Genomic DNA, 12,720 nt, shown 5'->3' with positions numbered 1-12,720 from the left:
AGGCGGCCCGGATGCCTGATTATCGGGTATGCGGGGAGGATTAAGGAGGTATTTGGGTAAAATCAGGAGTGACTGGGGGCGGAAACAGCCGAAAACCTGTGTTTGGGTTCCGGCTGTCGAAGGAAGGGCTTTTTTGCAAAGGTCTCTATATAGTTCAAAAGGTCGTCTGAAACAGGATTTCAGACGACCTTTTTGTACGGACCAATCAGGAAGGCGATATGTCAGCGAAGGCAGGAAGAGAGCCAAATCTGGCGTTGGCGCGGATTGAGCAGGTGGTAGAAGCGGTGTTGGATTTCCAATTCTTCCACAGCGAAATCCATGCTTGACAAGTAGCGGGTTTCGACATAATCGCGGGCGTTGTTTTGATCGAAATTATCTGCCGCAAGGATTTTCATAATGACTTGGCGGCGGTTACGGTCTGTGCGGACGAGTTTGCGGTATGCCTTGTCCGATGCCTGTTTGTAATCATTACGGATACGGCGCAAAGCATTGTGTTGGTCTTGAGTCAGATTAAGGGAGCGGATGTCGCAATTGGCTTGAAAATCGTCCAGCTTGATATATTGGGGGCCGGCGTGCGCTTGACCGACAGCCGTCAGCAGCGCAACCGATAATGCACAGAGGGGTAAATAAGATTTGAATCCGACAGACACAGCGTTTTCCTAGTTTCCGTAACCGCGCAAATATACCCGATTAGCGTGTGAAAGGCAGTATCCCTCCAGTTAACTTTTGTTAACTTCATATCTTTATTTTATTTCTGACAAAACATATCCTTAACCTATAATTATTTATGCATATGCTTACTTTTGTTAAATATTAACAATGCATAGTTAGTGTTGCGTGAGGCGTTGGTGGTAGAATATGAAAAATTATCTGTTTATCAAACCACACCATCCGACTGGATTTCTATGAACCACAATTTCCGTATTGCGCCCAGTATATTATCCGCCGATTTCGCCCGTTTGGGTGAAGAAGTAACGAAAGTTATCGAAGCGGGAGCCGATTTGATCCATTTCGACGTGATGGACAATCATTATGTGCCGAACCTGACGTTCGGCCCTATGGTCTGCGCAGCGTTGAAGCCTTATGCCACCGTGCCGATTGATGTGCATCTGATGGTCGAACCCGTTGACGATCTGATTCAGGCATTTGCCAAAGCAGGGGCGTCAATTATCACGTTTCATCCCGAAGCCAGCCGCCATATCGACCGCAGCCTGAGCCTGATTAAAGATGCAGGCTGTCAGGCAGGGTTGGTGTTGAATCCGGCAACTCCTGCTTACGTTTTGGAAAACGTATTGGACAGGCTGGACATGGTATTGTTGATGTCGGTCAATCCCGGTTTCGGCGGACAAAGCTTCATCCCGCATACCCTTGAAAAAATCCGTCAAGTGCGGGCGATGTTGGATCGGTACGAAGCGCAAAGCGGGCGGCACATCGCCATTGAAGTGGACGGCGGCATCAAAACCGACAATATCGCCGCCGTCGCGGCGGCGGGTGCCGATACTTTTGTGGCAGGTTCCGCCATCTTTGGCAAGCCGGACTATAAGGCGGTGATTACCGAGATGCGTGGACAACTGGCGCACCTTGGTTGAGTCGGCTTTGAGGTCGTCTGAAAACAAACGTAGTGGATTTTGCGAAAAGCAATATCATCATGTAGATATAGATTTTAAGGTTTTATTATGAAAAATTATTGGTTTCAAAAAAGTTTGAAATTTGTTGCGGCAGCGATTTTGGCTATCTCTCCGCTGGCTGTGTCAGCACATGGGATGCATAAGCACAAACCTTTATCGTTGGAAGAATTGCCGGAAATCTGCCGTCAATATTTCGCACGCGCAGACGAGTGTTATAAAAAGGCAGGCAAGAAAGCCGATTTTCAACGCAACAATACAAAATTTTTATTTCAATCGCTGCCTGCGGCAGATTTGGGACAACGGCAACGCATGTGCCAAATTGCGATGGATTCTTTTAAAGAGAAAACAAGCAATTTCCATTGCGAATAGAGGATTGCCCATCTTTTTTCAGACGACTTTTGTATGAAAACAGGCTGCACAAAACTGTTTTGTATGGTAAAGTCTGCTTTTAATAACTCGGCGGTTTAAAGCCGTCAATCAGGGGCTGTTTGAATTTAAAATCAGATTTTTTGGAAACGCTGCATCGTTTGCGCGGCGTATTTCGAGAAGCGGGCTGTGTGTCCGTCTGGTTTTAAATTCAAGCAGCCCTTTGCGTTTACAAAAACAGATAGAAGGTAGATTCCTATGCAATCTTGGCAGCTTCCCGAACATGTTGCCGATGTGTTGCCGACCAACGCCCGACAGTTGGAAAGCGCGCGAGAGCAGTTGTTGACTTTGTTCCGAGTGCACGGTTACGAGCTGGTACAGCCTCCGCTGATGGAATACAGCCATTCCCTGCTGACACACATTGACGCGGGTTTGTCTTTGAAAACCATTTTGGTGGTCGATCAGCTGAGCGGTCGGCAGTTGGGCATCCGTGCCGACATTACGCCGCAAGTGGCGCGTATCGATGCGCATCTTTTGTCCGCCAATCAAGGGATTAACCGCTTGTGCTACGCAGGTCCTGTGTTGCACGCGCGGCCGGAAGGTTTGCTCAATATGCGCGAACCTTTACAGGCAGGGGCGGAGATGTATGGTTTCGCCGACATACGGGCGGATATCGAACTGATTGACCTGATGCTCAAAAGTATGAAGATTGCCGATATGGGCGAGGTTTTGCTGTCGCTGGGGCACATCGGCGTATTCCGCGCTTTGTCCTATGCGGCGCATTTGGATGCGGAGCAATCCGCAACGCTGCTTGCGTTGATGCAGGATAAAGATACCGAAACGGTCGAAGCGCAGGTTAAGGCTTGGAAGCTGGACGGTATGTGGGCAAAAGCATTTTCGCTGCTGCCGCGTCTGTATGGCGGACGGGAAGTGTTGTCCGCTGCGCGCGAACGATTGCCGGATTTGTCAGCGGTCGGCAGCGCATTGGACGAATTGCAGGCAGTGTGCGATGCCTTCCCGAATCAGAAAGTCCATATCGATTTATCCGAACTGCGTGTCGACAATTACCACACGGGCTTGCTGTATGCGGCATACGGTTCAAATTTCCATGACGCGGTCGCACGGGGCGGGCGTTATGACGGATTGGGCGAATATTTCGGCCGTGCGCGTCCGGCAACGGGATTCAGTTTCGACTTGCGCAGCTTTATCGGACGTTTGCCCGCCATTGAGCGGCAGCCCGTCGTCTTGGTTGATGCGGACGATGCCGAAGCGGCACGCGAAGCAGTCGAAGCCTTGCGTGAACAGGGGCAATGTGTCGTTATCAACTACGGTATCGGACACAATGCTTCGGAAGAGGTTACAGGTCGTCTGAAAAAGTCGGACGGCGTTTGGCAGGTTGAGAAAATTTAAATACCCATTCATAGCGGATTAAAGGCAAATCAGGGCAGGGCGCAAAGCCGTCTTGGTTTGAAGTTGATTCACGATAATTTTTTAATATTAATAGGTTATATGGCTATGGCTAAAAATGTTGTAGTAATCGGCGCCCAGTGGGGCGATGAAGGCAAAGGTAAAATCGTTGACTGGCTGGCGGAAGAAACCAGCGGTGTCGTGCGTTTCCAAGGCGGCCACAATGCGGGTCATACTTTGGTCGTCGGCGGCAAGAAAACCATTTTGCGCCTGATTCCGAGCGGCATTCTGCATGAAAACTTGGATTGCTTCATCGGCTCCGGCGTTGTCGTTTCCCCCGAAGCATTGTTGGGTGAAATCGACGAGTTGAACGCAGCAGGCGTGAAAAACGTTGAAGTTCGTCTGAAAATCGCCCCGACCTGCCCGCTGATCCTTCCTTACCACATTGCGCTTGACCAAGCCCGCGAAGCATCGCGCGGCAAAGGCAAAATCGGCACGACCGGCCGCGGCATCGGCCCTGCCTACGAAGACAAAGTGGCACGCCGCGCCATCCGCGTCGTCGATTTGCTGCATCCTGAAAAACTGCGTGAAAAACTGGATGCCGTCCTTGCCTATTACAATGTCCAGCTGCAACATCTGCACAATGCCGAGCCGGTGAAAGCGGAAGATGTGATGGCGGTTATCGAAAAAGTCGCGCCGCGCATTACGCCTATGATTACCGACGTATCCCGTGTGTTGAACGAGAAAAACAAAAACGGCGAAAAACTGCTGTTTGAAGGCGCACAAGGTACGCTGTTGGATATCGACTACGGCACTTACCCCTTCGTTACCTCGTCCAACTGCTTGGCGGGAGCCGCTTCCGCAGGCGCGGGCGTAGGTCCTCAAATGCTGGATTATGTTTTGGGCATCGTCAAAGCCTATACCACGCGCGTCGGTTCAGGCCCGTTTCCGACTGAATTGTTTGACGAAGTAGGCGCAGGTTTGGCAGAGCGCGGACACGAATTCGGCTCCGTAACCGGCCGCGCACGCCGCTGCGGTTGGTTTGATGCCGCCGCGTTGAAACGTTCCATTCAAGTCAACGGCATTTCCGGCATGTGTATCACCAAGCTGGACGTGATGGACGGCATTGAAACCATCAATATCTGCGTCGGCTACGAATTACCCGACGGCAGCAAAACCGACATCCTGCCTTGCGGTTCCGATGCGGTAGAAACCTGCAAGCCGATTTACGAAACCATGCCCGGCTGGAGCGAATCGACCTTCGGCGTGAAAAGCTACGACGCATTGCCTGCAAACGCCAAAGCATATTTGAAACGTATCGAAGAAGTCTGCGGCGCACCGGTAGCCATCGTCTCTACCGGCCCTGACCGCGAAGAAACCATCGTTTTGCATCATCCGTTCGCATAATGCTTTGATTGTAAAAGGTCGTCTGAAAACTTGGGCTTTCAGACGACCTTTTTGTATTGATAGGTGATTTACTTTACCGTCAATCCAATCGCTCTGCTTTCGTTGCATTTTTTATGAAAGGGGTCGTCTGAAAAATCGACTGTGGTTTTCAGACGACCCCTTGTCCAATCCAATCACTTGCACACGGCGGATACTTTGATTTCGACCGCCCATTCCGGTTTGGCGAGTTTGGCTTCGATGCAGGCGCGGGCAGGGGTGCGGCCGGGGGCTGTCCAGGCATCCCAGGCTTCGTTCATGGCGGCGTAGTCGTTCATATCGGTCAGGAAGATGGTGGCTTCGAGGATGTGTGCTTTGTCGGAGCCGCATTTTTCAAGCCAACGGTCGATTTGTGCCAAGACATTTTCAGTCTGGGCTTTGGCATCGACTTCGGGATTTTCGGGAACCATGCCTGAGAGGAAGACGAATCCTCCGGCGCAGACGGCTTCGGAGTAGCGTTCGGTGGTACCGAGGTATCGGATATTCATTTGATATTCCTTGAGGTTGGGCGCACGGGGCATTCTGTCCCGTCGTCGGATTTCGGTTTGCCTGATGGGGCGGAACAGGATGGCGGATATTGGGCAGGGGCTTATGGTAACATTCAGCTTGATTGTCTGCCACAGCAGGCGGGCGGTTTTGTTGTTTTTGAAAAGATGCGGAAACTATTTTTACGCGTCATTGTCATATTGGTTTTAGGTCGTCTGAATATTATTGGAACTGCATCATGAGCAAAAATACCGATTATCCGGTTACTCCTGCCGTCCGTTTCTTGCGTACACATCAAATTGATTTTGAGCCTTATATTTATGTTTATGAGGAACACGGCGGGACAGGGCAGTTTGCACAGTTGTTCGGCGTGGACGAGCATCAGGTAGTCAAAACCATCGTGCTGCAAAACGAAGCGAAGAAAGGGCTGGTCGTCGTGATGCACGGCGACAAGCAGATTTCGACCCGCAATCTGGCACGCGATTTGGGCATGAAACACATCGAGCCTGCCGATCCGAAACAGGCAAACAAATGGACGGGCTATCTGGTGGGCGGGACGACGCCTTTCGGTATGAAAACCCGGTTGCCTGTGTATGTTGAAAAAAGTATTTGGGATTTGGAGAAAGTTTATATCAACGGCGGCAAGCGCGGATTTATCATCGGTGTCAGTCCGCAGGCTTTGCGGGCTTTGAATCCGCAGGATGTACAGGTCGCCGTCTAAAGGGATGCAAAACGGTTTTAAGTCGGGAAACGCAGATTCGGGCAAATTTGAAGGTTTTATAAAAAGAACACAATGCCTGATTTTATATCTGTTTTCATTCTGTCAAACAGCCTGTTAGCGTGATTTCACGGTATCGGGCTTTGGCAAACACAAACCAAAGAGGCACACCCTAATATGGAAAACCGTAATTTTTATGAAATTCTCGGCATTTCGGCGGATGCGGACATTGCAGAAATCAGAAAAGCCTATCGCGATTCGGCAATGAAATACCATCCCGATCGTAATCCCGGCAATCCCGAAGCGGAAGAGCGTTTTAAGGAAATCCGTCAGGCTTACGATACGCTGGTCGATCCCGAACGTCGGGCATGGTACGACGAGTCGCTCCGTGAATTCAGCGGTAGAAGCGGGCAGACCGCCAGCCAGCAGACCGGTAGCGAACATACGGCGGAAGCGCCGCGCCAAGACGGCGACCGGACTTATGTGATGGCGATGTATGCCTTGTTTGCCTTGGCATTTGCGACCTTCGTGATGCCTGTAGCCGGCATTGTTTTGGCGTATGTAAAACGTGGCGATATGGGAGACTCGGTTTATAATAACCACGCAGACTATCTGATTAAAACCTTCTGGGGCGGTCTGGCGGGGTTTGTTTTGAGTAAAATCACCGCGTTTATCGGCATCGGCTCTGTGTTGCTGTTTTTGGTATCGGTTTGGTTTGCTTACCGTCTGGCGGCAGGTTTCGTCAGACTGATGGACAACAAGCGTATGTCTTTGGATACTTGGTTCTAAGCGCAACCGCCCGCCTTGTTTTCAGACGACCTTCGCATCCCGGGGTCGTCTGAAATTTTTGTATGGGTCGTTTGCGGGAAACTAAATATCAAAACAGGACACCAAGAAGGTCGTCTGAAAATTTGTCCACGCATCCGACACATTCAATCAAAGGAAAAACATGATTTATTTATTGGCAAGCATACTGTGCAGCGTGTCTGTGTCGGTATTGCTCAAATTGGCGCGTAAGAACAAAATCGACGTCGCGCAGGCGGTGGCGGTGAACTACATCGTCGCAGTGGCGTTGACGGCTTGGGTGTTGAAACCCGATTTGAGCAACCCGAAAGCCTTTTTGCCGACTTGGTGGCTGTTTGGCGCGCTGGGCGTGCTGCTGCCTTCGGTGTTTGTGATTATGGGCAAGGCGGTCGATGCGGCGGGTATCGTCAAGTCCGATGCGGCGCAGCGTTTGTCTTTGATATTGCCGATTATTTCCGCGTTCGTCATTTTTGGCGAAGCCTTGACCGAAGGGCGGCTGATAGGCATCGTTTTGGCGTTTGTGGCTTTGTTCTGCTTGTTGTGGAAAGCCGACGGCGGCAAGAAATCGGGCGGATTGGGTACGCAAATCACGCTGCTTGCGGGCGTTTGGGCGGGCTACGGCATCATCGACATCCTCTTCAAACAGCTTGCCAAAAGCGGTACGGCGTTTTCCGGCAACCTCTTGGTCGCCTTCAGCCTCGCCGGTATTTTGATGTTCGGCTACCTTTTCTCCCAGTCGACCAAATGGACGAAAGAAGGCATTATCGGCGGCATCGTCTTGGGCGGTTTGAATTTCGCCAACATCGTTACCTACATCACTGCCCACCAAATGATGAAAGACAACCCGACGCTGGTCTTCGCAGGTATGAACATCGGTGTCATCGTCTTGGGAACGCTGGTCGGCGCGATGGCGTTTAAAGAAAAAATCAGCAGCATCAACGCCGCAGGCATCAGCGTCGCCGTCTGCGCCATCGCCTGTTTGTTTTACTGGCCGCAGATACGGGGACTGGTCGGGATGTAAGTATGTAAAAGGTCGTCTGAAAAAGGTTTCAGACGACCTTTTGTCTTTCGGGTGGGAGTGTTTTTCCTGCTTTGATAACAACGGCGCATTTGCAGCTAGACAACCCATGCAAAACGGTCTAATGTTCCGCCTGCATATGCACATTACTTGATAAACCAACGAATGAGAAGGTAAGAGAAATGACTGTCCGTATCGAACACGATTTGCTGGGCGACCGCGAAATCCCCGCCGAGGCGTATTGGGGCATCCATACTTTGCGCGCGGTGGAAAACTTTAAAATTTCCAATCAAAAAATTTCCGACGTGCCGCAGTTTGTCCGCAGCATGGTGATGGTGAAAAAAGCGACCGCGCAGGCAAACGGCGAACTGGGTGCGGTGAAACCCGAAATCGCTGCCGCCATTGAAAAGGCTTGCGACGAAGTGTTGCTCAAAGGCCGCTGCCTCGACCAATTCCCGTCCGACGTGTATCAGGGCGGTGCGGGGACTTCGGTCAACATGAACACCAACGAAGTCATCGCCAACCTTGCTTTGGAAATATTGGGCTACGAGAAAGGTCGCTATGACATCGTCAATCCGATGGATCATGTGAACGCCAGCCAGTCCACCAACGACGCGTATCCGACCGGCTTCAGGCTGGCGGTGTATTACAGCGTCGGCGAACTGCTGGAAAAACTGGCGTTGCTGAAAGATGCGTTTGCCGCCAAAGCCGATGAGTTTAAAGATGTTTTGAAAATGGGGCGCACCCAGCTTCAAGATGCCGTACCGATGACGGCGGGGCAGGAATTTCAGTCTTTCCAAGTGTTGCTGGAAGAAGAGATTTTGAATCTGGACCGCACGCGCGCCTTGTTGTTGGAAGTCAACTTGGGCGCAACCGCCATCGGCACGGGCGTGAACACGCCGAAAGGCTACGCGGCTTTGGCGGTGAAAAAATTGTCCGAAGTCAGCGGCTTGGATTGCAAATTGACCGAAAACCTGATTGAAGCGACTTCCGACTGCGGCGCGTATGTGATGGTACACGGCGCATTGAAGCGTACGGCGGTGAAATTATCGAAAATCTGTAACGACTTGCGCCTCTTGTCGTCCGGCCCGCGTGCCGGTTTGAAAGAGATTAACCTGCCGGAAATGCAGGCAGGCTCGTCGATTATGCCTGCCAAAGTCAATCCCGTGATTCCCGAAGTGGTCAACCAAGTCTGTTTCAAAGTCATCGGCAACGACACCACCATCACTTTCGCCGCCGAAGCGGGGCAGTTGCAATTAAACGTGATGGAGCCGGTCATCGCGCAATGTATGTTTGAAACCATCTCCCTCTTGGGCAACGCTGCGGTAAACCTCGCCGAAAAATGCGTCAAAGGCATTACCGTCAACCGCGAAATCTGCGAACGCTATGTGTTCAACTCCATCGGCCTGGTCACTTACCTGAACCCGTATATCGGCCATGAAAACGGCGATTTGGTCGGCAAAATCTGCGCCCAAACCGGCAAAGGCGTGCGCGAAGTCGTACTCGAACGCGGCCTGTTGAGCGAAGCGGAACTCGACCGCATCCTGTCGCCCGAAAACCTGATGAACCCGCATTTGTAAGGTAGGGCATAAAGAAAAGGTCGTCTGAAAGCCTATGGACAAGGTTTTCAGACGACCTTTGTTCGATGTATCCTTTCATTATGTTTCACGGTATTAAGGGAAATTTTCAGACATATTCAATTTCCTTGATTAGGCTGTTATCCGCTTTTTCAGACGACCTCGGGTAGGTAACTGATGAAGCGGATACATACCTGCGGGTGAGGCGTCGGCAGAGCTTTTAAGCCGTAAGCCCGATGGAATCAGCCGTGACGAACAGGTCGTCTGAAATCCCGTTTTCTGCAAAAAAGGCTGCATTATGAACACCGTTTCCATCCAAAAACTTTCCCACCGCTACGGCAAGACCATTGCGCTTGACGATGTGTCGCTGGACATTCCGAAAGGCGCGACGGTCGGTTTGATCGGGCCGGACGGCGTGGGCAAATCGACGCTGCTCTCGCTGATGGCGGGTGTGAAGGTGATTCAGGACGGGCGGGTGGAAGTGTTGGGCGGCGATATGGCGGACAAGGACGTGCGGCGGGATTTGTCGCACCGCATCGCCTTTATGCCGCAGGGTTTGGGGCGCAACCTGTATCCTACCTTGTCGGTGTATGAGAATATCGATTTCCACGCGCGGCTGTTTGGTTTGGACGGGCAGGAGCGTACGCGGCAGATTGCGCGGCTGATGGAGGCGACCCGCCTTGCGCCGTTTGCAGACCGCGCGGCGGGCAAGCTTTCGGGCGGGATGAAGCAGAAGCTGAGTTTGTGCTGCGCGCTGGTGCACAGCCCGGATTTGTTGATTCTGGACGAACCGACCACGGGCGTGGATCCTTTGTCGCGCCGCCAGTTTTGGGCTTTGGTGGACGATTTGCGGCGGGAACACGCGGGCATGACCGTGATTGTGGCGACCGCCTATATTGAAGAGGCGCAGCGTTTCGAGCGGCTGCTGGCGATGGACGCGGGCAGGCTGCTGGAAAACAAGCCTACCGCCGACGTGCTGGCAGATTACGGCACCGATGTGTTGGAAGAGGCCTACGTCAAAATGCTGCCACCGGAGAAACAGCAGGGTTCGGGCGGTTTGGAAATCACGCCGTTCGTCCCCGATCCCGCTGCGCCGCCTGCGATGGAAGCGCACGGGCTGACCAAGCGTTTCGGCGATTTTACCGCTGTGGACCATGTCAGCTTCACCATTCAAAAAGGCGAGATTTTCGGCTTTCTCGGCAGCAACGGCTGCGGCAAGTCCACCACCATGAAAATGCTGACCGGCCTGCTGGAAGCGACCGAAGGCGACGCCACGCTGTTGGGCAAGCCGATAGACGCGGGCGGCTTGGACACGAAAATGCGCGTCGGCTATATGTCGCAGGCGTTTTCGTTGTATGAAGAACTGAGCGTGCGCCGCAATTTGGATTTGCACGCCAGACTCTACCAGATGGGCGCTAAAGGCACGGCGGCGGTGGAAGAAGCCCTGCAACAGTTTGATTTGGCGGACGTTGCCGACACCGCGCCTGCATCGTTGCCGCTGGGCATCCGCCAACGCCTGCAACTGGCCGCCGCCTGCCTGCACCACCCCGAAGTATTGATTTTGGACGAACCGACTTCGGGGGTCGATCCCGCCGCGCGCGATATGTTTTGGCGGCATCTTCTGAAACTCTCCCGCGAAGACAAAATCACCATTTTCGTTTCCACCCACTTTATGAACGAAGCCGCCCGCTGCGACCGCATTTCCTTTATGCACAAAGGCCGCGTGCTGGCTGTGGGTACGCCCGCCGAACTGGCGGCAAGGCAGAATGCGCCGGATTTGGAAGAAGCATTTGTGCAGTATCTGATCGAAGCGGAAGGCGGGGAAGGTGGGGAAAGGTCGTCTCGTCAGGAGGCTGCGCACTCTGAAAGTGATCAACGCGAGTTTTACCAAAATACAGACGGCGTGCATGCACAAAGTTCGCACACCCTACCGGCGGAAACTCCGACCGTAGGGTGTGTGGCGCAAGCCACGCACGCGGAAGTGGCATCGGATAACGGGCATTCTGAGCTTTCAGACGACCTTCAAGGAAAAGATACAGGGTCGTCTGAAACTCAAAACGGCGTGCGTGAACAAAGTTCACACACCTTACGAGACAACCCAAACACCGACACCTTCAAATACCGTTTTTCCATGATTTGGACCTTCGCCCGCCGCGAAGCCAAAGAACTCCTGCGCGACAAAATCCGCCTGTTTTTTGCCGTGTTCGGCCCGTTGATTATCATGGCGTCGGTATCGTGGGGGATCTCGTTTGACGTGCGGAATCTGAAATTTGCCGTTTACGACCGCGACCAAACCGCCGCCAGCCGCGAGCTGGTCGAATATTTCGACGGTTCGCGCTACTTCCTCCAACAGCCGCCGATACAGTCCGAAGCCGAAATCGACACCGTGCTCAAAAGCTCCGGCGCCATATTGGTCATCGATATTCCGAGCGGTTTCGGGCGCGATTTGGCGCGCGGGCTCAAGCCTGAAGTCGGGTTTTATGTGGACGGCTCCATGCCGTTTAACGCCACCAATATCCGCGGCTACATCGGCAGCCTGATCACCGCCTACACCAAAGACCGCATCGCAGAAAGCGGGCTGCCCGTTTCGCTCAAAGCACCCGCCGGCATCGAACCGCGCTTTATGTACAATCAGGATTTCGACAGCATCAACGCCATCGCTCCGGGCGTGATGATGCTGGTGTTGATGATGATACCCGCCATGATGTCGGCGGTCGGCGTGGTGCGCGAACGCGAAATCGGTTCCATCGCCAATTTCTACGCATCGCCCGCCGCCGTGGCGCAATATCTGATCGGCAAACAGCTTCCCTATATCGCCGTCGGCATGGTCAATTTCGCCGCCATGATGCTGATGATTATTTACCTGTTCGGCGTGCCGCTCAAAGGCTCGTTTGCAGGACTCGCCGTCGGCACGCTCTTGATGGTGTCCGCCAGCACCGCGCTGGGGCTACTGATTTCCTGCTTCGTGCGCTCCCAGCTTGCCGCCATCTTCGCCACCGCCATCATCACCATGATCCCCGCGCAAACCTATTCCGGTTTTCTCTACCCGCTTTCCACCATGGAAGGCGGCGCGCTGATTATCGGCAAAACCTTCCCGTCGTCGTGGTATTACACCGTCAGCGTCGGCAGCTTCACCAAAGGGCTGCACACCGCCGACCTGCTGCATGAATACGCCGCTATCGCCGCCTTTGCCGCCACCAGCCTGATTCTGGCGTGCGTGTTGTTGAAGAAACAGGAGAAGTAGAAAAAGGTCGTCTGAAAATTTTTCAGACG

Annotated in this window: 11 protein-coding genes; 9 read left to right on the top strand and 2 right to left on the bottom strand. The window is 52.9% G+C overall.

Features of this window, described 5'->3' with window-relative positions:
* Window positions 1-221 precede the first annotated feature (221 nt).
* Window positions 222-650 carry a Spy/CpxP family protein refolding chaperone gene (locus HMPREF2907_RS03790; RefSeq protein WP_003767916.1) on the bottom strand — a complete coding sequence of 143 codons (429 nt, stop codon included), beginning with the start codon at window positions 648-650 and terminating at the stop codon, window positions 222-224.
* 255 nt (window positions 651-905) lie between these two features.
* Between HMPREF2907_RS03790 and rpe the strand changes: the two genes are divergently transcribed.
* From rpe to HMPREF2907_RS03770, 4 genes are all read left to right on the top strand, one after another.
* Entirely contained in the window at window positions 906-1,589 is a 684-nt protein-coding gene (gene rpe, locus HMPREF2907_RS03785; RefSeq protein WP_070680211.1) for a ribulose-phosphate 3-epimerase, read from the top strand.
* Window positions 1,590-1,676: 87 nt separating this feature from the next.
* Window positions 1,677-1,997 (top strand): hypothetical protein, encoded by a 321-nt coding sequence (locus HMPREF2907_RS03780; protein ID WP_070680209.1) that lies wholly within the window; start codon window positions 1,677-1,679, stop codon window positions 1,995-1,997.
* Window positions 1,998-2,252: 255 nt separating this feature from the next.
* Complete coding sequence (locus HMPREF2907_RS03775; RefSeq protein ID WP_070680206.1) at window positions 2,253-3,404, top strand: ATP phosphoribosyltransferase regulatory subunit; 1,152 nt, start codon at window positions 2,253-2,255, stop codon at window positions 3,402-3,404.
* Window positions 3,405-3,509: 105 nt separating this feature from the next.
* A complete protein-coding gene (locus tag HMPREF2907_RS03770) occupies window positions 3,510-4,808 on the top strand; it encodes an adenylosuccinate synthase (RefSeq protein ID WP_070680203.1) in 1,299 nt (432 codons plus the stop codon).
* Window positions 4,809-4,981: 173 nt separating this feature from the next.
* Here the strand turns inward: HMPREF2907_RS03770 and HMPREF2907_RS03765 are convergent, their stop codons facing one another.
* Window positions 4,982-5,332 (bottom strand): RidA family protein, encoded by a 351-nt coding sequence (locus HMPREF2907_RS03765; protein WP_070680200.1) that lies wholly within the window; start codon window positions 5,330-5,332, stop codon window positions 4,982-4,984.
* A gap of 236 nt (window positions 5,333-5,568) precedes the next feature.
* On the opposite strand from HMPREF2907_RS03765, the gene ybaK reads away from it, so the two are divergent.
* The 5 genes from ybaK to rbbA all read left to right on the top strand — a co-directional run bounded on the left by ybaK (window position 5,569) and on the right by rbbA (window position 12,691).
* Window positions 5,569-6,051, top strand: a complete 483-nt coding sequence (gene ybaK, locus HMPREF2907_RS03755) for a Cys-tRNA(Pro) deacylase (protein ID WP_003765517.1) — start codon at window positions 5,569-5,571, stop codon at window positions 6,049-6,051.
* Window positions 6,052-6,225: 174 nt separating this feature from the next.
* Window positions 6,226-6,837: a DnaJ domain-containing protein gene (locus tag HMPREF2907_RS03750; RefSeq protein WP_070680197.1), complete on the top strand. Its 612-nt coding sequence runs from the start codon at window positions 6,226-6,228 to the stop codon at window positions 6,835-6,837.
* A gap of 160 nt (window positions 6,838-6,997) precedes the next feature.
* Window positions 6,998-7,873 carry a DMT family transporter gene (locus HMPREF2907_RS03745; protein ID WP_049222676.1) on the top strand — a complete coding sequence of 292 codons (876 nt, stop codon included), beginning with the start codon at window positions 6,998-7,000 and terminating at the stop codon, window positions 7,871-7,873.
* Window positions 7,874-8,052: 179 nt separating this feature from the next.
* Complete coding sequence (gene aspA, locus HMPREF2907_RS03740; protein WP_039407387.1) at window positions 8,053-9,450, top strand: aspartate ammonia-lyase; 1,398 nt, start codon at window positions 8,053-8,055, stop codon at window positions 9,448-9,450.
* Window positions 9,451-9,745: 295 nt separating this feature from the next.
* Entirely contained in the window at window positions 9,746-12,691 is a 2,946-nt protein-coding gene (rbbA, locus tag HMPREF2907_RS03735) for a ribosome-associated ATPase/putative transporter RbbA (protein WP_070680194.1), read from the top strand.
* The last annotated feature ends 29 nt before the right edge of the window (window positions 12,692-12,720 follow it).

Source organism: Neisseria sp. HMSC055H02, from assembly GCF_001813335.1.
Classification (GTDB): domain Bacteria; phylum Pseudomonadota; class Gammaproteobacteria; order Burkholderiales; family Neisseriaceae; genus Neisseria; species Neisseria sicca_C.
This window is presented reverse-complemented; position numbering and strand designations above follow the sequence as displayed.

Coding starts and splice junctions, on each gene's coding strand:
- rpe (WP_070680211.1), top strand. CDS start 906: ATGAACCACAATTTCCGTATTGCGCCCAGTATATTATCCGCCGATTTC.
- HMPREF2907_RS03780 (WP_070680209.1), top strand. CDS start 1,677: ATGAAAAATTATTGGTTTCAAAAAAGTTTGAAATTTGTTGCGGCAGCG.
- HMPREF2907_RS03775 (WP_070680206.1), top strand. CDS start 2,253: ATGCAATCTTGGCAGCTTCCCGAACATGTTGCCGATGTGTTGCCGACC.
- HMPREF2907_RS03770 (WP_070680203.1), top strand. CDS start 3,510: ATGGCTAAAAATGTTGTAGTAATCGGCGCCCAGTGGGGCGATGAAGGC.
- HMPREF2907_RS03765 (WP_070680200.1), bottom strand. CDS start 5,332: ATGAATATCCGATACCTCGGTACCACCGAACGCTACTCCGAAGCCGTC.
- ybaK (WP_003765517.1), top strand. CDS start 5,569: ATGAGCAAAAATACCGATTATCCGGTTACTCCTGCCGTCCGTTTCTTG.
- HMPREF2907_RS03750 (WP_070680197.1), top strand. CDS start 6,226: ATGGAAAACCGTAATTTTTATGAAATTCTCGGCATTTCGGCGGATGCG.
- HMPREF2907_RS03745 (WP_049222676.1), top strand. CDS start 6,998: ATGATTTATTTATTGGCAAGCATACTGTGCAGCGTGTCTGTGTCGGTA.
- aspA (WP_039407387.1), top strand. CDS start 8,053: ATGACTGTCCGTATCGAACACGATTTGCTGGGCGACCGCGAAATCCCC.
- rbbA (WP_070680194.1), top strand. CDS start 9,746: ATGAACACCGTTTCCATCCAAAAACTTTCCCACCGCTACGGCAAGACC.